Here is a 19,066-nt window from a genome sequence, read left to right as displayed (position 1 = left end):
TCAGTGCCGCCGGGGAAAGCGAAGGAAGGCCGAAGCCCCCGATCACCTGCATTAATCACAGTGCACCTTTCAAAAAAACCGCCGCGTGGTGACAGACCGGATGCAAAAACACCGGTAGGTTGCTCGCTACACATTTTTTGGAATCGCCCAGCAAAGACTGCTTGGTAATCGGCAACTCCTGCAATTCAGGCGAATCCACAGAAGTTGTATCAAGAAGGGAGCGTAGTCTACCGGAAAGCCCCTTTCAGCTCAAACCTTGATCGCTGGTCGGTGGCAGCCAGTGCAATTGCCAGTCCGCCTGAGGGTTTGCGCCGGGCACCGCCAGGTTCGCCAGGCCCAGCAGCCGCTCCTCCTGATACAGCAGCGGCAATCTGCCACGGGCAAATCCCGGCAGCCCGGTTTCGTTCAGCACACGCTTCAGATCGCGGTGGCCACGCCCTGCCACCAGCAGGACTTCCCCGCCCTGGCGGTAGCGAATGCGCAGCGGCCCATGCGGCGGCGTGCCCTTGAAAACAACCTGGCCATTGCCTGGCAACGACAATGGGCTCGCCGGGTCGAGCCATTCAATTTCACCGCCGATCGGCTGCAACCAGGTACCGGACAGCCACCAGATCCGTCCGCCGCCACGATGCAACTCGCCATCAGCCAAACGCCAGATGGGCCGAGCTTCGACTCCGGCATCCCGCAAGCTGTCCCAGCCGGCCCAATGATCGGTGTCCGGCAAGCGGCCAAAGCCGTTCAGCCAATGACTCAAGGCATTGCGCTGCCGCGCCGGTGACAATGACTGCAAAGGCCCCAGTGCCAGCGAGGGCAACCCCAGCCAAGAGAATTGCGCGCCCTCCCCGGCTGCCGCCAAATCCAGTTCAGCCAGTTCATCGAGCAAACCCTGGGCTTGCGCCAGGTGCGCAGCACTGCGGCTCATGCTGGCCAGTGCCTGGGGCCAGCGCGCAATCAGCGAGGGCATGACCTTGTGCCGCAAGTAATTGCGCGAGTGGTGATGATCGGTATTGCTCGGGTCCTCGACCCAACTCAGCCGCTGCTCCTCGGCATAGCGTTCAAGATCGGCACGCGACACCCCAAGCAACGGCCGCAACAGAGTCCCGTCCCCCAACGCCCGGCTTTCCGGCATGGCCGACAGCCCCCGGACTCCGGCACCGCGCAACAGGCGAAACAGCAGGGTTTCCGCCTGGTCATCCCGGTGCTGCGCTGTCAGCAGCACCTCATTGGCCGCGATCACTTGCTCGAAGGCGCTGTAGCGCGCCTCCCGGGCCGCTTGCTCGAGGCTCGCCCCGACTTGCACCTGAACATGAATGACCCGCAAAGGTACGCCCAAGGCATCACAGATCGCCTGGCAATGCTTGGGCCAGGCGTCAGCCGCCGTTTGCAGCCCGTGATGAACATGCACAGCCGACAACAGCGGAAGGGGGTGATGGCGCGCCAGCTCGGCCAGCAGATGTAGCAAGACAGTGGAATCAAGCCCGCCGGAGAAAGCGACATGCCAGGCCGAGGCTTCACGCCAGGGCGCCAGGCGTTGCAGCAGTTTGGCGCAAAGAGCATTCATCAATCGATCAAGACCTGTAGGAACAGCCGGGAGCGGCATTGCACTGGCCGGTGGAAACCAAGAACGCCGTGATCGAGTCGATCGACGGCGTCCGTTTCGCGAACTGGCTTGCTCCTACCCGAGAGAACCTCGGTCGATCAGAGACCGTAGCTCATCAGGCGGTCATAACGACGGGCCAGCAAGGTGTCGTTATCCATTTCCTTGAGCATTGCCAGTTGGGAAGTGAGCTCGGCACGGATCGATGCCGCAGCAGCGGCCGGGTCGCGGTGGGCGCCGCCCAATGGCTCGCCAATCACCTTGTCGACAATCCCCAGGCCTTTCAGGCGCTCGGCGGTAATGCCCATGGCTTCGGCTGCATCAGGTGCCTTTTCCGAAGTTTTCCACAGGATCGAGGCACAGCCTTCCGGCGAGATCACCGCGTAGGTGGAGTACTGCAGCATGTTCAGCTGGTCACAGACGCCGATGGCCAATGCGCCGCCGGAACCACCTTCACCGATAACGGTGGCGATGATCGGAGTCTTCAGGCGTGCCATGACCCGCAGGTTCCAGGCAATGGCTTCACTCTGGTTGCGCTCTTCGGCGTCGATGCCCGGGTAGGCGCCCGGGGTGTCGATGAAGGTCAGGATCGGCATCTTGAAACGCTCGGCCATTTCCATCAGGCGGCAAGCCTTGCGATAGCCTTCCGGACGCGGCATGCCGAAGTTGCGGCGTACCTTCTCGCGCACTTCACGGCCCTTCTGGTGGCCGATGATCATCACCGGCTGGTCGTCCAGGCGAGCAATGCCGCCCACGATCGCGGCGTCGTCGGAGAAGTGGCGATCGCCATGCAGCTCGTCGAACTCGGTGAAGATGTGCTGGATGTAGTCCAGGGTGTACGGACGACGCGGGTGACGCGCCAGACGTGCGATCTGCCAGCTGGTGAGCTTGCCGAAGATGTCTTCGGTCAGGGTGTTGCTCTTGTCCTGCAGGCGGGAAATCTCATCGCCGATATTCAGCGAATTGTCATTACCGACCAAGCGCAACTCTTCGATCTTGGCTTGCAGGTCGGCGATCGGCTGTTCGAAATCAAGAAAATTCGGGTTCATAGGCGTCCGTCTGGGGTCGACATCCAAGGGAACTGGGGCCGGCCGGTTGTCTATTCGCGCCCTACCTTAAGGGACGGGCGCGTTGAGGTCGAGATTAAAAATTCATGTGGCGATGAGGCGCAATGATGGCACCTCAGCGTCAACGGTATTGGAGGAAGACGTTGTCTCGCCCGAACTGGTCACGCAGGGCTTGAATCAAGGCGTCTGCCGGGTCGATCCGCCAGTTTTCGCCAAACTGCAGCACGGCCTTGGCGTCTTCGCGGGTGTATTCCATGGTGATCGGGCAGGCGCCGCGGTGGCGCTTGAACAATTCACCCAGCCAGCGTAGCTGATCGCCCTTCAGGGCATCGCTGTGGACTTTCAGGCGCAGGCTTTCCGCCAGGTTGGTTCGCGCATCCTCCATGCTCATCACCCGCTTGACCCGCAGGCGCAGGCCGCCGGAGAAGTCGTCGTTGCTGACTTCCCCCTCGACCACCACCATTGCGTCGGTCTGCAACAGCGGTTGCGCCGAGTGGAAAGCATCGGCAAACAGCGACGCTTCAATCCGCCCCGAGCGATCGTCGAGGGTGATAAAGCCCATCTTGTCGCCCTTTTTGTTCTTCATCACCCGCAGGGCGATGATCATGCCGGCCACCGTCTGGGTATCCCGTGCCGGCTTCAGGTCAATGATGCGCTGACGGGCGAAACGGCGAATTTCACCTTCGTATTCATCAATCGGGTGTCCGGTGAGGTACAGCCCCAGGGTATCTTTTTCGCCCTTCAGACGTTCCTTGAGGGTCAGTTCCTTGGCTTTGCGATGGCTGGCGTAGACATCTGCATCCTCTTCCACGAACAAGCCGCCAAACAGGTCGGCGTGCCCGCTGTCGTGGGTGCGCGCAGTCTGTTCGGCCGCCTTGATCGCCTCTTCCATGGCCGCCAGTAGCACGGCGCGGTTGCGGTCGATATTGGCCTGGTAAGCCTTGGGCTCATCATGGAAATACGGACCGAGACGGTCCAGGGCACCACTGCGGATCAACCCGTCGAGGGTACGCTTGTTGATGCGCTTGAGATCCACCCGGGCACAGAAATCAAACAGGTCCTTGAAGGGCCCCTCCTGACGCGCCTCGGTAATGGCCTCGACCGGCCCCTCGCCCACCCCCTTGATCGCACCCAGGCCATAAATGATCCGTCCCTCTTCGTTCACCGTGAACTTGAACTCGGAAGCGTTCACGTCCGGTGCATCGAGGCGCAGCTTCATGGTCCGCACTTCTTCGATCAAGGTCACGACCTTGTCGGTGTTGTGCATATCCGCGGACAGTACCGCCGCCATGAACGGCGCCGGGTAATGCGCCTTCAGCCAGGCAGTCTGGTAGGACACCAGGCCGTAAGCGGCAGAGTGGGATTTGTTGAAGCCATAACCGGCGAATTTTTCCACCAGGTCGAAAATGTTGCCCGCCAAGTCCGGGTCGATATTGTTGCCCACGCAGCCTTCGATGAAGCCACCACGCTGCTTGGCCATTTCCTCGGGTTTTTTCTTACCCATGGCGCGACGCAGCATGTCCGCACCACCGAGGGTGTAACCGGCCATGACCTGGGCAATCTGCATCACCTGTTCCTGATACAGGATGATGCCGTAGGTCGGCGCCAATACGGGCTTGAGGCCTTCGTACTGGTAGTCCGAGTGCGGATAGGCCAGTTCGGCGCGGCCGTGCTTGCGGTTGATGAAGTCATCCACCATGCCCGATTGCAGCGGGCCCGGACGGAACAGGGCCACCAGTGCGATCAAGTCTTCCAGGCAGTCGGGCTTGAGCTTCTTGATCAGCTCCTTCATGCCGCGGGATTCAAGCTGGAACACCGCCGTGGTTTCGGCTTTCTGCAGCAGGTTGTAGGTCGGCTTGTCGTCCAGCGGGATGAAGGCGATATCCAGCGCTTGTTCACCGGCCTTGGCACGGTCGCGGTTGATGGTCTTCAGGGCCCAGTCGATGATGGTCAGGGTCCGCAGGCCGAGGAAGTCGAACTTCACCAGGCCGGCGGCCTCGACGTCGTCCTTGTCGAACTGGGTAACCAGGCCGTCACCCTCTTCATCGCAATAGATCGGCGAGAAGTCGGTGAGCTTGGTCGGCGCGATCACCACGCCACCGGCGTGTTTGCCGACGTTACGCACCACGCCTTCGAGCTTGCGCGCCATCTCCCAGATTTCCGCCGCCTCTTCATCGACCTTGATGAAGTCGCGCAGGATCTCTTCCTGCTCATAGGCTTTTTCCAGGGTCATGCCGACTTCGAAGGGGATCATCTTCGACAAGCGGTCGGCCAGGCCGTAGGACTTGCCCTGGACCCGAGCCACGTCCCGTACCACCGCCTTGGCCGCCATGGAACCGAAAGTGATGATCTGGCTGACCGCGTTGCGGCCGTACTTCTCGGCCACGTAGTCGATGACCCGGTCACGACCGTCCATGCAGAAGTCGACGTCGAAGTCGGGCATGGAAACCCGTTCCGGGTTAAGGAATCGTTCGAACAGCAGGTCGTATTCCAGGGGGTCGAGATCGGTGATCTTTTGCACATAGGCCACCAGCGATCCGGCACCCGACCCACGGCCGGGACCTACCGGCACACCGTTGTTCTTGGCCCACTGGATAAAATCCATAACGATCAGGAAGTAACCGGGGAAGCCCATCTGGATGATGATATCCAGCTCGAAATTCAGCCGATCGACATAAACCTGACGCTTGGCATCGTAGTCTTCGGTGGTGTCCTTGGGCAGCAACACCTCAAGGCGTTCTTCCAGGCCGTCAAACGACACCTTGCGGAAATACTCGTCGATAGTCATGCCATCGGGAATCGGGAAGTTGGGCAGGAAGTGCTTGCCCAGCTTGACCTCGATGTTGCAGCGCTTGGCAATCTCGACCGTGTTTTCCAGGGCTTCGGGCAGATCGCTGAACAGCTCGGCCATTTCCTCGGCGCTTTTCAGATACTGCTGATCGCTGTAGTTCTTCGAACGTCGTGGGTCGTCGAGGGCCCGGCCTTCGCCGATGCAAACGCGGGTTTCGTGGGCCTCGAAGTCTTCCTGCTTGATGAAGCGCACATCGTTGGTGGCCACCAGGGGCGCACCGATCTTGTCGGCCAGAGCCACGGCGGCGTGCAACTGCTCTTCATCGTTGGGCCGGTTGGTGCGCTGTACTTCCAGGTAGAAGCGATCTGGAAACACCGCCATCCACTCGCGCGCCAGGGTCTCGGCAACCTCGAGATCGCCAGCGATCAGGGCCATGCCGATCTCACCTTCCTTGGCCGCCGAAAGCATGATCAGGCCTTCTGCGGCCTCGGCCACCCACTCGCGCTCGATGATGATCTGGCCGTTGCGCTGGCCATCGATGAAGCCGCGGGAAATCAGCTCGGTGAGGTTGCGATAGCCCACTGCGTTCATTGCCAGCAGGCTGATGCGGCTCAGGGGGTTGTCCGGGTCCTTGTTCGACAGCCACAGGTCGGCGCCGCAGATCGGCTTGATCCCTGCGCCCATGCTGTTCTTGTAGAACTTGACCAGGGAACACATGTTGTTCTGGTCGGTGACGGCCACCGCCGGCATGCCCATGCCGGTGAGGGCCTTGACCAGCGGCTTGATCCGCACCAGACCGTCGACCAGAGAGTATTCCGTGTGCAGGCGCAGGTGAACGAAAGAAGCCGACATAGTGATCCTGTAGAAAGCGCGAAAACAACAAGGCCCGGATTGTACCGGGCCCCGACTAAAACATCAGCCTCAGGACGGTATCTTGTCCAGGCGCTCGAGCGCCTCGTAGGCCAAGCGCACGGGAGCAAAGGAGCGCCGGTGAATGGGCGTCGGTCCAAGGCGCGCAAGGGCCTCAAGATGCACTGGCGTCGGGTAGCCCTTGTGCCCACCGATGCCGTAGCCCGGGTAGATCAGTTCAAAGGCGGCCATCTCACGATCGCGACTGACCTTGGCCAGAATCGACGCCGCGGCAATCGCCGGCACCTTGCTATCCCCCTTCACCACGGCTTCAGCCGGCATGGCGAGGCGTGGACAGCGGTTGCCATCGATCATCGCCAGCTTCGGGGTCACACTCAGTCCTTCCACCGCCCGCTGCATGGCCAGCATGGTGGCATGGAGGATGTTCAGCTCATCGATCTCCTCGACCTCGGCCCGGGCAATGCACCAGCTCAGGGCCTTTTCGCAGATCTCGTCGAACAGTTTCTCGCGACGGGCCTCGGTGAGTTTCTTCGAGTCGTTGAGACCGACGATCGGTCGCTTCGGATCAAGGATCACCGCTGCCGTGACCACTGCGCCACACAAGGGGCCGCGGCCGACCTCGTCGACACCGGCCACCAGGTCCTCGGCATCCGCCACCAGGGTGAAATCCAGGCCCATCTGCATCTTTGCGCTACTCACAGCGGTTTACCTATCAGTTCGAGCACCGCTTGCGCGGCCTGGTTGGAGGCGTCGCGACGCAGGGTCCGATGGATCTGGTCAAAACCGCGGGTCTGTTCTTCGCCACCTTCGATCAACGGTGACAGGGTCTGGGCCAGGGCTTCGGCAGTCGCCTCATCCTGCAGCAGCTCGGGCACCAGCAAACGCTGGGCCAACAGGTTCGGCAGGGAAATATAAGGACTCTTGACCATGCGCTTGAGAATCCAGAAGGTCAGGGGCGCCAAGCGATAGGCAACCACCATCGGACGCTTGTAGAGCAAGGCTTCGAGGGTGGCCGTACCGGAGGCGATCAGCACCGCGTCACAGGCCGCCAGGGCCTTGTGGGACTGTCCATCGAGCAGGGTCAGCGGCAGGTCGCGGCTGGCCAGCAGCTCTTCCAACTGAACCCGCCGCTCCGGGCTGGCGCACGGCATGATGAAGCGCACACCGGGGCGCAACGCTCGCAGGCGCTGAGCGGCGTCGAGGAACAAGGCCCCCAGGCGTCCCACTTCACCGCCTCGACTGCCGGGCATCAAGGCCACCAGCGGGCCATCGGGCAGGCCCAGTTCGGCGCGTGCCGCGGCCCGATCGGCCTCAAGCGGAATGGCATCGGCCAGGGAGTGACCGACGAACTTCACCGGCACGCCCTTCTCTTCGTAGAACCTGGCCTCGAAGGGAAACAGGGTGAGCATCAGATCGCAGCCTTCACGGATCTTCAGGACCCGTTTCTGCCGCCAGGCCCAGACCGACGGGCTGACGTAATGCACGGTCTTGATCCCGGCCTGACGCAGTTTGAGCTCGATGTTCAGGGTGAAATCAGGAGCGTCGATGCCGATGAATACATCCGGTTTTTCGGCAATCAGGGTCTGGATCAGCTTCTTGCGGCGAGCCAGTAACTCACGCAGCCGCCCGAGCACCTCCACCAGCCCCATGACCGCAAGGCGCTCCATGGGGAAGTAGGACGTCAGGCCTTCGGCCTGCATCAACGGACCGCCGACACCAATGAATTCGACGGTCGGATGCTGGGCCTTGAGGGCACGCATCAAACCGGCGCCGAGAATGTCGCCGGAGGCTTCGCCAGCCACCAGCGCAATACGCAGAGTGCTCATGATTAACGGGTAATGCCGCGAGTCGAAGACTGGATCGAGTCGCGAAAGACCGCGACTTCGGGAAACTGGGCAGCAGGCTCGGCCAACTCGGCCAAGGCTTGATCAACAGTCAGCCCCTGGCGGTAGACCACCTTGTAGGCACGGCGCAGGGCATGGATCGCATCCTCGCTGAAACCGCGACGACGCATGCCCTCGAAATTCATGCTGCGGGCTTCTGCAGGGTTGCCGAACACCGTGACGAACGCCGGTACATCCTTGCCGATGGCAGTGCCCATCCCGGAAAAACTATGGGCGCCAATATGGCAGTACTGGTGCACCAGGGTGAAACCGGAAAGAATCGCCCAGTCGTCCACGTGCACATGGCCGGCCAAGGCAGTGTTGTTGACCAGGATGCAATGGTTGCCGATGACACTGTCATGCCCGATGTGGGCATAGGCCATGACCAGGTTGTGATCGCCCAGGGTGGTTTCCGCACGATCCTGGATGGTGCCACGATGAATGGTCACGCCTTCGCGGATCACATTGTGATCACCGATCACCAGGCGGGTTTCCTCGCCCTTGTACTTCAGGTCAGGGGTGTCCTCACCTACCGATGAGAACTGGTAGATGCGGTTGTGCCTGCCAATCCGCGCAGGGCCCTTGAGAATCACATGGGGCCCGATCACAGTACCCTCGCCGATTTCCACACCAGCGCCGACGATCGACCACGGGCCGACCTCAACGTCGTCGGCCAGCACGGCCGTCGGATCGATGATTGCGCGAGGGTCAATCAAACTCATAGTTTGCGTTCCGCGCAGATGATTTCCGCGGAGCAGACCGGCTTGCCATCTACCGACGCCTGGCACTCGAACTTCCAGATCTGGCGCTTGCAGCTGATGAACTTGGCTTCCAGGATCAACTGGTCACCCGGCAGTACCGGCTGGCGAAAGCGCAGCTTGTCGGAGCCGACGAAGTAGTAGAGGGTGCCGTCGGCGGGTTTCACGTCGAGCATCTTGAAGCCGAGAATGCCCGCAGCTTGAGCCATGGCCTCGATGATCAGCACGCCTGGCATGATCGGGTGCGCAGGGAAGTGACCGTTGAAAAACGGCTCGTTGATGCTGACATTCTTGTAGGCACGAATGCACTTGCCCTCAACATCCAGATCCACCACCCGATCCACCAACAGGAAAGGGTAACGGTGAGGCAGGTATTCGCGAATCTCGTTGATGTCCATCATTTCGGGGGGAAGCCTGTAGTAAAGAGTGGGAGCGCGCGACTAATGCACGCTCCTCTAGCAAATCAAGGAGGCAGTCTAGCGGCTGTGCACACTTGATATGGAAATGGTATCAGCCATCTGATGAAGCATTGCCATCAGGGGTCACGCCCCCAACGCGCTTTTCCAACTGACGCAGACGCCGTGCAAGGTCATCAAGCTGGCGGATACGTGCCGCACTTTTGCGCCACTCGGCAGCAGGCTGCATGGCAGTGCCGGAAGAGTAGGCCCCCGGCTCGGTGATCGAGTGGGTCACCATGGTCATCCCGGTGAGGAACACGTTGTCGCAAATCTCGATGTGTCCCACCAGGCCTACACCACCCGCGAGCATACAGTGCTTGCCGATCTTGGTGCTGCCGGAAATCCCCACACAGGCGGCCATGGCGGTGTGGTCACCGATCTGGACGTTGTGGGCGATCTGAATCTGGTTGTCCAGCTTCACACCGTTGCCGATCACGGTATCGGCCAGGGCGCCGCGGTCGATCGCCGTGTTGACGCCGATCTCCACATCGTCACCGATGGTCACACCGCCAATCTGCGCGATCTTCTGCCAGATGCCCTTTTCGTTGGCAAAACCAAAGCCTTCGCCACCCAGTACTGCGCCCGACTGAATCACCACGCGCTTGCCGATACGCACATCGTGATACAGGGTCACTCGCGGTGCCAGCCAGCCACCTTCACCGATCTCGCAGCGGGCGCCGATAAAGCAATGGGCACCGATGGTCACGCCAGCAGCAATCCGCGCACCGCTCTCGACCACCGCAAATGCACCGACGCTTGCAGCAGGGTCTACCAGCGCATCAGCAGCGATCACTGCAGAAGCATGGATACCGGCCGCAGCCTTGGGCTTGGGATCGAACAGGTGGGAAATGCGTGCGTAGGACAGGTAAGGGTCTGCCACCACCAATGCGTCACCGACATAGGCTTCGGCATCGGCGGCCTTCAACAGCACCGCACCGGCCTGACAGTCCACCAGGTATTTGCGGTACTGGGGATTTGCCAAAAAGCTCAACTGAGCTGGGCCAGCCTCCTGCAAGGTGGCTAGCCCAGTGATTTCCTTCTCCGCGTCGCCACTCAAGGTGGCGCCGAGGAACTCGGCCAACTGGCCGAGTTTTATAGTCGCGGTCATGGCTTACTTCAGCTGATTCATACGCTCGATAACCTGGCGAGTGATGTCGTACTGAGGTTTGACATCGATCACTGCGCCACGCTCGAAGACCAGGTCGAAAGCACCTTTCTTGATGACTTCTTCAACCGCGCTGTCCAGCTTCGGCTTCAGCTGCTTGAGCATCTCGCGGTCAGCAACGGCCTTGGCTTCGTTCAGCTCCTTGGATTGGAACTGGAAGTCGCGAGCCTTTTGCTTGAACTCAAGCTCCAGACGTTCGCGCTCGCCCTGCTGCATCTTGTCACCACCGGCAACCAGGCGATCCTGGATACCCTTGGCACTGCTTTCCAGCGTTTTCAGCTTGGTCAGTTGTGGGCCGAACTTCTTCTCGGCGTCCACTGCGTACTTCTTCGCCGCATCGGATTCCAACAGGGCCATCTGATAGTTCAGGACAGCGATTTTCATTTCGGCAAATGCCGGGCTCGCGACCAGAACGGTGGCCAGGAGAACCAATTGAGTCAACTTACGCACGATGCACTCCTACAAAATCCATTGTCGTTATCTAGGGTCAGGCTATTAGAAAGTCTGACCAAGGGAGAATTGGAACACCTGGGTTTCAGCGTCATCCGGTTTCTTGATCGGCATCGCCAAGGCAAAACTCAGTGGACCCAGGGCGGTAACCCACGTCACACCGACACCCACGGAACTCGCCAGATTGCTCAGGCTGATATCGTTGCACTGAGTTTTTACATTCGACGCAGCAATGGTGTTGGACGTGCTTTCACAGCGGGAGTTGAAGACATTACCCACATCCCAGAACAGCGAGGTCCGCAAAGAGCGTTGATCCTTGACGAATGGCAGCGGGAACAGCAGCTCGGCACCACCCTGGATCAACACGTTGCCACCGAATGGCAGCGGATCCTGATCAGGGTCTGCAGCAGTGCCGGAGTTACCGGTTACACCCACGCCACGGCTCGGAGTACTGCGCGGGCCCAGGGTACTGTCCTTGAAGCCGCGAACCGAGTTGAAGCCACCAGCATAGTAGTTCTCGTAGAACGGCAAGCCTTTGGTGTCGCCGAAACCATCGCCATAACCCAATTCGGTATGGAAGCGCATGGTGTAGTTCTCACTCAGCGGAGTGAACAACTGGCCACGGTAGTCGAGCTTGAAGAACGACAGGTCGCTGCCTGGCGTAGTGGTTTCCAATACCAGGCTTTGCGAGTGACCACGGGTCGCCAGCACGCCTTTGTTCAGGGTCGACTCGGACCAGCCGGCCGAGGCCTTGAAGTTGAGGTAGTTGTCGCCCTGCTTGTTCACAAAGTCGAAAATTTCATCGACGGTGTACAGGCCGGTCTTGATCTTGTCCTGCTGCGCGGTCAGGCCGAAGGTCAGACGCGAAGTCTCACTGATCGGGTAGCCCACGCTGACGCCGGCACCCAGGCTGTCCACCGCGTAGCTGGCCACGTCGACGTCGAGGTCTTTGTAGTCAGTGGTGCGATAGAAAGCGTTGTAGCCCAGGCTCACGCCATCGGCGGTCCAGTAGGGGTCAACGTAGCCGAAGTTGTAGCGGCTCTGGTATTCGCTGCGGGTCAGGCCGATGCTGACCTTGTTACCGGTACCCAGGAAGTTGTTCTGGGTAATCGAGCCACCGAGGATCAGACCGGCGCTCTGGGCGAAACCAACGCTGGCGGTGATCGAGCCGGAGGCCTGTTCTTCAACGGCGTAGTTCACGTCGACCTGGTCGTCGACCCCCGGAACCGCCGGAGTCTCGACGTTGACTTCCTTGAAGAAGCCCAGACGCTCGAGGCGGGTCTTGGATTGGTCGATCAGGTAGGTCGAAGCCCAGCCACCTTCCATCTGACGCATCTCGCGACGCAACACTTCGTCCTCGGACTTGGTGTTGCCACGGAAGTTGATGCGGTTGACGTAGGCACGCTTGCCTGGATCCACCACGAAGGTGATGTCCACGGTGTGGTCTTCATCGTGTGGCTGAGGCACGCCGTTGACGTTGGCGAAGGTGTAGCCTTCGTTACCCAGACGGCGGGTGATCAGTTCGGAGGTGGTGGTCATCAGCTTGCGCGAGAACACCTGGCCCTTCTCCACCAGCAACAGCGCCTTGACCTGGTCTTCAGGCACTTTCAGGTCGCCGCTGAGTTTCACGTCACGAACGCTGTACTTCTCGCCTTCGTTGACGTTGACGGTAATGTAGACGTGCTTCTTGTCCGGGGTGATGGACACCTGGGTCGAAGCGATATCCATGTTGATATAGCCACGATCCAGATAATAGGAACGCAGGCGTTCCAGGTCACCGGAAAGCTTTTCACGGGCGTACTTGTCATCGTTCTTGAAGAACGACAGCCAGTTGGTGGTCTTGAGTTCGAACAGGCCGATCAGGTCCTCGTCGGGAAAGACCGTGTTGCCCACCACGTTGATGTGCTGGATGGCAGCGACCGTACCTTCGTTGATGTTGACCTTCAGGCCGACACGGTTGCGCGGCTGCGGTACCACTTCGGTCTCGACGGTGGCCGAGTAGCGGCCCTGAGCGACATATTGACGCTGCAGTTCGTTACGCACGCCTTCGAGGGTCGCACGCTGGAAGATTTCACCTTCGGACAGACCGGACTGCTTGAGGCCTTTCATCAGGTCTTCAGTCGAGATCGCCTTGTTGCCTTCGATCTCGATACTGGCAACCGACGGCCGCTCGACTACTGTGATGACCAGGACGTTGCCATCGCGGCCCAGCTGGATGTCTTGGAAGAAGCCGGTTTTGAACAGCGCACGAGTGGATTCCACCAGGCGACGGTCATCCGCCTGCTCGCCGACGTTCAACGGCAAGGCCCCAAAGACGCTACCCGCGGAAACGCGCTGAAGCCCGTTGACCCGGATATCGGAGATAGTGAAGGACTCGGCGTGAACTTCGGCGATCATCAATACGGTGAGAACCGCAGTTAGCAGCAGACGTTTCATGAAGTCCTTTCTTATTCCAACTGGCAATAAACAAACTGCCGCAAAATGCGGCAGATTCGCAATTCAGCGAAGCGTTACAGACGACCCAGATCGTTGACCAGAGCAAGCAGCATGACTCCGACCACCAAGCTGATACCGATCTGTATCCCCCAACCCTGCACCCGATCCGACAAGGGACGACCACGCGCCCACTCGATCAGATAAAACAACAAATGCCCCCCATCCAGTACCGGGATGGGCAGCAAATTCAGAACACCCAGGCTAATACTCAGATAAGCAAGGAAATTCAAGAAATCAGCAATGCCCGACTGGGCAGAAGCGCCCGCCACTTTAGCAATGGTTATCGGTCCACTCAAGTTTTTTACCGAGAGCTCGCCGAACAACATTTTCTTCAGTGATTCCAGGGTCAGGACGCTCATGGTCCAAGTGCGCCGGGCGCCTTCGCCAATCGCTTGCAATGGCCCGTAGCTGACCTCGCGGAGCATCTCTGGCGGCCAGTCGACAGCTTTTACCCCGGCTCCCAGGTAACCATTTGGCGCCTTGCTTTCGCCGCGACTGGCCAGGGTCACCGGGACGGCGATTTGAGCACCATCACGTTCGACATGCAGCACAATTTTGGTATCAGGGTGTACACGCACCCAATCCACCACTTGCTGCCAGTCGGTCAGCGCCTGCTCGTCAAGCGCCAGCAGGCGATCGCCTGTCTTCAAGCCGGCAGCCTGGGCCGGGCCTTTCGGATCGAGTTCGGCCAGCACCGGCGGCAACGCCGGGCGCCACGGGCGGATCCCCAGCGAACGAATCGGATCAGGCTCATCAGCCCCCTTGAGCCACTTGTCCAGCATCAACTGGCGCGGCGAGTCCACGCTCGCCCCCTGCTCGCGCACCAGCACTTGCAAGGTACCGCTTTCACCCAGGCGCCGAACCAACTGCAGATTCACCGCCGCCCAACCTGTAGTGGGTTCACCGTCGATCGCGACGATTTCCTCGCCCGCACCGAGGCCGGCCTTGGCCGCGATACTGCCCGCCTCGACATCGCCGATGACCGGCCGCACCTGCTGGCTGCCCAGCATCGCCAGCGCCCAGAAGAACACCAGGGCCAGAAGGAAATTGGCAATAGGGCCTGCAGCAACAATGGCGATGCGCTGGCGCACGGACTTGCGATTGAAGGATTGGTCCAGCTCTTCGGCCGCCACCTCGCCCTCACGCTCGTCGAGCATCTTCACATAGCCGCCCAGGGGAATGGCGGCGATCACGAATTCGGTGCCACGATGATCGTGCCAGCGCAACAGAGGCATGCCGAAGCCCACGGAGAACCGCAGGACCTTGACGCCACAGCGACGTGCGACCCAGAAGTGGCCGAACTCGTGGAAGGTGACCAGCACGCCCAGGGCTACCAGGGTGCCGACAATCATATAGAGCGCGCTCATCTAGTTTCTCCGCAATCCTATTCGCCGCCACTCGCCCCGGCCGCGCATCCTATCGCCCGTTACGCTGCAACCATTGTTGCGCCAGGCCGCGGGCCTTGGCGTCTGCCGCAAACACTGCATCGAGCTCATTGACTGCGACTGCAGGCTCACGAGCCAAAACCTCATCGATGATACTCGCGATCTCGGGGTAACGGATGCGCCGTTCGAGAAACGCCGAAACCGCCACTTCATTGGCCGCATTCAACATCGCCGGAGCACTGCCCCCCGCCTCGGCAGCTTGGCGCGCCAGGCGCAGGCAAGGGAACCGCTGTTCGTCGGGCGCCTGGAAATCCAGGCGAGCGATGGCGAACAGATCCAGCGGGGCCACCCCGGAATCGATGCGCTCCGGCCAGGCCAGGGCATTGGCGATAGGGGTCCGCATGTCAGGGTTGCCCAACTGCGCCAGCACCGAACCGTCGACATAGTCCACCAACGAGTGGATCACGCTTTGCGGGTGCACCACCACTTCGACCTGGGAAGGCTTGGCATCGAACAGCCAGCAGGCCTCGATAAGCTCCAGCCCCTTGTTCATCATGCTTGCCGAGTCCACCGAGATCTTGCGCCCCATGGACCAGTTCGGGTGAGCACAGGCCTGCTCCGGCGAGACATGCTCGAGCTCGGCCAGCGGTGTCTGACGGAATGGACCACCCGAGGCGGTCAGCAGAATCCGCCGCACCCCCACCTGACTCAGCCCGCGGGAGAAGTCCCCGGGCATGCATTGAAAGATCGCATTGTGCTCACTGTCGATGGGCAGCAGCACCGAGCCGCTCTTGCCCACCGCCTGCATGAACAGCGCGCCGGACATCACCAGCGCTTCTTTATTGGCCAGGAGGATCTTCTTGCCTGCCTCCACGGCGGCAAGCGTGGGACGCAAGCCCGCCGCCCCGACGATCGCCGCCATTACTGCATCGACTTCGGGCGCCGAGGCGACTTCACACAACCCCTGCTCACCCACCAGCACTCGGGTCGCCAGCCCGGCCGCTTGCAGATCTTCCTGCAAACGCCTGGCTGCGGCAGCCTCAGGCACCACGGCAAAGCGCGGCACATGGCGCACGCACAAGGCCAGCAGCTCAGGCAAACGGCTGAAGCCGGTGAGGGCGAACACCTGATAGCGGTCCGGATGCCGAGCGATGACATCCAGCGTACTCAGGCCGATGGAGCCGGTAGCCCCCAGAACCGTGATCTGTTGCACAGCACTCACGGCGCAGCCATCCACAGCAGCACCGCGAATACCGGGATGGCAGCGGTCAGGCTATCGATCCGATCGAGCACGCCGCCGTGCCCGGGCAGCAGGTTGCTGCTGTCCTTGATCCCGGCCTGGCGCTTGAACATGCTCTCGGTCAGGTCACCGACCACCGAGATGAAGACCACGATGGCCGCGCCCAGCAACCCCAGAAGGATCTGCCCCAGGCTCCAGCCTCGCACCAGCCCGACCACAGCGGTGATCACCAGGCTCAAGGCCAGGCCGCCATACACGCCCTCCCAGCTCTTGCCGGGGCTGACCTGTGGCGCCAGCTTGCGCTTGCCGAAGGCCTTGCCGGAGAAGTAGGCGCCGATATCCGCGCCCCACACCAAAACCATCACCGCCATGATCAGCCAGTTGCCCAGGGGCAACTGCTTGATGAACACCAGGCCCTGCCAGGCCGGCAGCAGGATCAACAGACCAATCAACAGCTTGGGTGCAGCACCGGACCACTGATCACGGGTACGCGGGTAGGTGAGCACCAGGAAAGTCGCCAACCCCCACCACAGCACCGCCGCCCCCAGGACCCAAGGCGCGACGCCGGGCACCAGGTGCATCACGAACAACAGCGCCGCTATCGCCACTGCGTAGGCCACCCGGGCCGGCTGCGCCTCGAAGCCTGCCAGGCGCGCCCATTCCCAGGCACCCAGGCTGACGACCACGCCGATGAACAGGGCGAACCCCGAACCTTCGAGCAGGAAGAACCCGCACAAGGCGATCGGCAGCAGGATCAGCGCAGTAATGATTCGTTGTTTAAGCATTAAACCCGGGCTCCAGCCTCGACCTGCTCGCTCGTCTTACCGAAGCGGCGCTGCCGAGAGGCGTAATCGGCCAATGCAGTACGCATGGCTTCGTGTTTGAAGTCCGGCCAATACAGGTCGGAGAAATACAGTTCGGCGTAAGCCAACTGCCACAACAGGAAGTTGCTGATGCGATGCTCACCACCGGTCCGGATGCACAGGTCGGGCAATGGCAGATCGCCAGTGGCCAGGCAGGTCTGCAACAGGCCCGGCGTGATGTCCTCGGGCCGCAAGTGCCCGGCCTGGACTTCGCGTGCCAGGCGCTGGGCGGCCTGGGCGATATCCCACTGGCCGCCGTAATTGGCGGCGATCTGCAGGATGAAGCGGCCACTGCCGGCAGTGATGGCTTCCGCTTCACGCATCGCCGCTTGCAACTCGGGATGAAAACGCGAGCGATCGCCAATGATCCTCAGGCTGATGTTGTTCTCGTTGAGGCGCTTGGCCTCACGGCGCAAGGCCTTGAAGAACAGATCCATCAAGGCACTGACTTCCTCGGCCGGGCGCTGCCAGTTTTCACTGGAAAAAGCGAACAGGGTCAGCACCTCGACCTTGGCCTCGGCACACACCTCGATGACTGCACGCACCGCGTCAACACCCGCTTTATGCCCGGCAACCCCCGGCATAAAGCGTTTTTTTGCCCAGCGATTATTACCGTCCATGATGATCGCGACGTGTCGCGGTACCGAGGACGATACAGACTGCTTGGTCTTTTCCATGAAAACGCCTGACCCTTATACGGCCATCAAGTCCGCTTCTTTCTGCTTCACGGCCACTTCGATTTCCGCCACGAACTTGTCGGTCAGCTTCTGGATCTCGTCAGCCGCACGACGCTCGTCGTCCTCACTGATTTCTTTTTCCTTGACCAAGTCCTTGAGCTGGCTCAGGGCGTCACGACGCACGTTGCGCACGGCAATACGGGCATCTTCAGCCGCTTCGCGAGCCTGCTTGGTGAAGCCCTTGCGGGTTTCCTCGGTCAAGGCCGGCATGGTGATCAGCAACAACTCGCCCAGGTTGGTCGGGTTGAAGCCCAGGCCGGAGCTCTGGATTGCCTTGTCCACGGCTGCCAGCATGTTGCGCTCGAATGCCACGACCTGCAGGGTACGAGAATCCTTGACGGTAACGTTGGCCACCTGGTTGATCGGGGTGTCGGCGCCGTAGTAAGGCACCATCACGCCCGCCAGAATGCTCGGGTGAGCCTGGCCGGTACGGATGCGGCTGAACGCATGCGCCAGGGACTCCAGGGATTTCTTCATGCGCTCTTGAGCGTCTTTCTTGATTTCGTTGATCATTGTTCGCCTTCCTCGATCAGGGTTCCTTCAGCGCCACCATGCACGATATTCAGCAGGGCGCCGGGCTTGTTCATGTTAAATACCCGCAGCGGCATCTTGTGGTCGCGGCACAGGCAGATGGCCGTCAGGTCCATCACTCCCAGCTTGCGATCCAGCACTTCATCGTAAGTCAGATGATCGAACTTCTCGGCATGCGGGTCTTTGAACGGATCTGCAGTGTAAACACCATCCACCTTGGTTGCCTTGAGCACGACATCGGCATCGATCTCGATGGCTCGCAGGCAGGCTGCAGAGTCGGTGGTGAAGAACGGGTTGCCGGTACCGGCCGCGAAGATCACCACCTCTTTGGAGTTCAGGTGGCGCATGGCCTTGCGGCGATCATAATGATCGGTCACGCCGACCATGGAAATGGCCGACATCACGATGGCCGAGATATTCGCACGTTCCAGCGCATCGCGCATGGCCAGGGCGTTCATTACAGTGGCCAGCATGCCCATGTGGTCACCTGTGACCCGATCCATCCCGGCGGCACTCAGTGCGGCACCACGGAACAGGTTGCCACCACCGATCACCAAGCCTACCTGAACGCCGATACCGACCAGTTGGCCGACTTCCAGCGCCATGCGATCCAGCACCTTGGGATCGATCCCGAACTCTTCCGAGCCCATCAGGGCCTCGCCGCTAAGCTTGAGTAGAATGCGTTTATAGCGAGCTTGATAACCACTGCCCTGCTGAGCCATTGCGAATCTCTCCTGCGGCGTATTTTAAAAATTCTTTGCGGACTGTTTACAGC

16 protein-coding genes are annotated in these 19,066 nt (G+C 60.6%); all 16 read right to left on the bottom strand.

The annotated features are described in order from the left end of the window. Window positions 1-244 precede the first annotated feature (244 nt). Window positions 245-1,561, bottom strand: coding sequence for a tRNA lysidine(34) synthetase TilS (gene tilS / locus U873_RS0107460; protein ID WP_025127653.1), 1,317 nt, complete (start codon window positions 1,559-1,561; stop codon window positions 245-247). Window positions 1,562-1,698: 137 nt separating this feature from the next. Then, window positions 1,699-2,646: an acetyl-CoA carboxylase carboxyltransferase subunit alpha gene (locus U873_RS0107455; RefSeq protein WP_025127652.1), complete on the bottom strand. Its 948-nt coding sequence runs from the start codon at window positions 2,644-2,646 to the stop codon at window positions 1,699-1,701. 139 nt (window positions 2,647-2,785) lie between these two features. Further along, a complete protein-coding gene (gene dnaE, locus U873_RS0107450; RefSeq protein ID WP_025127651.1) occupies window positions 2,786-6,307 on the bottom strand; it encodes a DNA polymerase III subunit alpha in 3,522 nt (1,173 codons plus the stop codon). 69 nt (window positions 6,308-6,376) lie between these two features. Further along, on the bottom strand, window positions 6,377-7,009 hold the full coding sequence (gene rnhB, locus U873_RS0107445; protein ID WP_025127650.1) for a ribonuclease HII: 633 nt from the start codon (window positions 7,007-7,009) through the stop codon (window positions 6,377-6,379). Window positions 7,010-7,020: 11 nt separating this feature from the next. Beyond that, window positions 7,021-8,151: a lipid-A-disaccharide synthase gene (lpxB, locus tag U873_RS0107440; RefSeq protein WP_025127649.1), complete on the bottom strand. Its 1,131-nt coding sequence runs from the start codon at window positions 8,149-8,151 to the stop codon at window positions 7,021-7,023. 2 nt (window positions 8,152-8,153) lie between these two features. Continuing rightward, the gene (lpxA, locus tag U873_RS0107435; RefSeq protein ID WP_025127648.1) at window positions 8,154-8,930 is read right to left on the bottom strand and encodes an acyl-ACP--UDP-N-acetylglucosamine O-acyltransferase; all 777 of its coding nucleotides are present in this window, start codon (window positions 8,928-8,930) and stop codon (window positions 8,154-8,156) included. After that, complete coding sequence (gene fabZ / locus U873_RS0107430) at window positions 8,927-9,367, bottom strand: 3-hydroxyacyl-ACP dehydratase FabZ (protein WP_007924058.1); 441 nt, start codon at window positions 9,365-9,367, stop codon at window positions 8,927-8,929. The genes lpxA and fabZ overlap by 4 nt, the downstream gene beginning before the upstream one ends. A 109-nt stretch (window positions 9,368-9,476) precedes the next feature. Next, window positions 9,477-10,532 carry a UDP-3-O-(3-hydroxymyristoyl)glucosamine N-acyltransferase gene (lpxD, locus tag U873_RS0107425; protein WP_025127647.1) on the bottom strand — a complete coding sequence of 352 codons (1,056 nt, stop codon included), beginning with the start codon at window positions 10,530-10,532 and terminating at the stop codon, window positions 9,477-9,479. A 3-nt stretch (window positions 10,533-10,535) separates the two neighbouring features. After that, on the bottom strand, window positions 10,536-11,039 hold the full coding sequence (locus tag U873_RS0107420; RefSeq protein WP_025127646.1) for an OmpH family outer membrane protein: 504 nt from the start codon (window positions 11,037-11,039) through the stop codon (window positions 10,536-10,538). 45 nt (window positions 11,040-11,084) lie between these two features. Next, window positions 11,085-13,475, bottom strand: coding sequence for an outer membrane protein assembly factor BamA (gene bamA, locus U873_RS0107415; RefSeq protein ID WP_025127645.1), 2,391 nt, complete (start codon window positions 13,473-13,475; stop codon window positions 11,085-11,087). A 74-nt stretch (window positions 13,476-13,549) separates the two neighbouring features. Then, entirely contained in the window at window positions 13,550-14,902 is a 1,353-nt protein-coding gene (rseP, locus tag U873_RS0107410) for a sigma E protease regulator RseP (RefSeq protein WP_025127644.1), read from the bottom strand. Between the two features lie 49 nt (window positions 14,903-14,951). Continuing rightward, window positions 14,952-16,142 (bottom strand): 1-deoxy-D-xylulose-5-phosphate reductoisomerase, encoded by a 1,191-nt coding sequence (gene ispC, locus U873_RS0107405; RefSeq protein WP_025127643.1) that lies wholly within the window; start codon window positions 16,140-16,142, stop codon window positions 14,952-14,954. Next, window positions 16,139-16,945 (bottom strand): phosphatidate cytidylyltransferase, encoded by an 807-nt coding sequence (locus U873_RS0107400; protein ID WP_025127642.1) that lies wholly within the window; start codon window positions 16,943-16,945, stop codon window positions 16,139-16,141. Before U873_RS0107400 ends, ispC begins: the two co-directional genes overlap by 4 nt. Next, window positions 16,945-17,700, bottom strand: coding sequence for a polyprenyl diphosphate synthase (gene uppS / locus U873_RS0107395; protein WP_025127641.1), 756 nt, complete (start codon window positions 17,698-17,700; stop codon window positions 16,945-16,947). The genes U873_RS0107400 and uppS overlap by 1 nt, the downstream gene beginning before the upstream one ends. A 15-nt stretch (window positions 17,701-17,715) precedes the next feature. Beyond that, the gene (frr, locus tag U873_RS0107390; protein ID WP_025127640.1) at window positions 17,716-18,273 is read right to left on the bottom strand and encodes a ribosome recycling factor; all 558 of its coding nucleotides are present in this window, start codon (window positions 18,271-18,273) and stop codon (window positions 17,716-17,718) included. Further along, window positions 18,270-19,013 carry a UMP kinase gene (pyrH, locus tag U873_RS0107385; protein ID WP_011059526.1) on the bottom strand — a complete coding sequence of 248 codons (744 nt, stop codon included), beginning with the start codon at window positions 19,011-19,013 and terminating at the stop codon, window positions 18,270-18,272. The genes frr and pyrH overlap by 4 nt, the downstream gene beginning before the upstream one ends. Between the last annotated feature and the right edge of the window lie 53 nt (window positions 19,014-19,066).

Origin of the sequence: Pseudomonas sp. PH1b (assembly GCF_000633395.1) — a bacterium.
Taxonomy (GTDB): Bacteria; Pseudomonadota; Gammaproteobacteria; order Pseudomonadales; family Pseudomonadaceae; genus Aquipseudomonas.
This window is presented reverse-complemented; position numbering and strand designations above follow the sequence as displayed.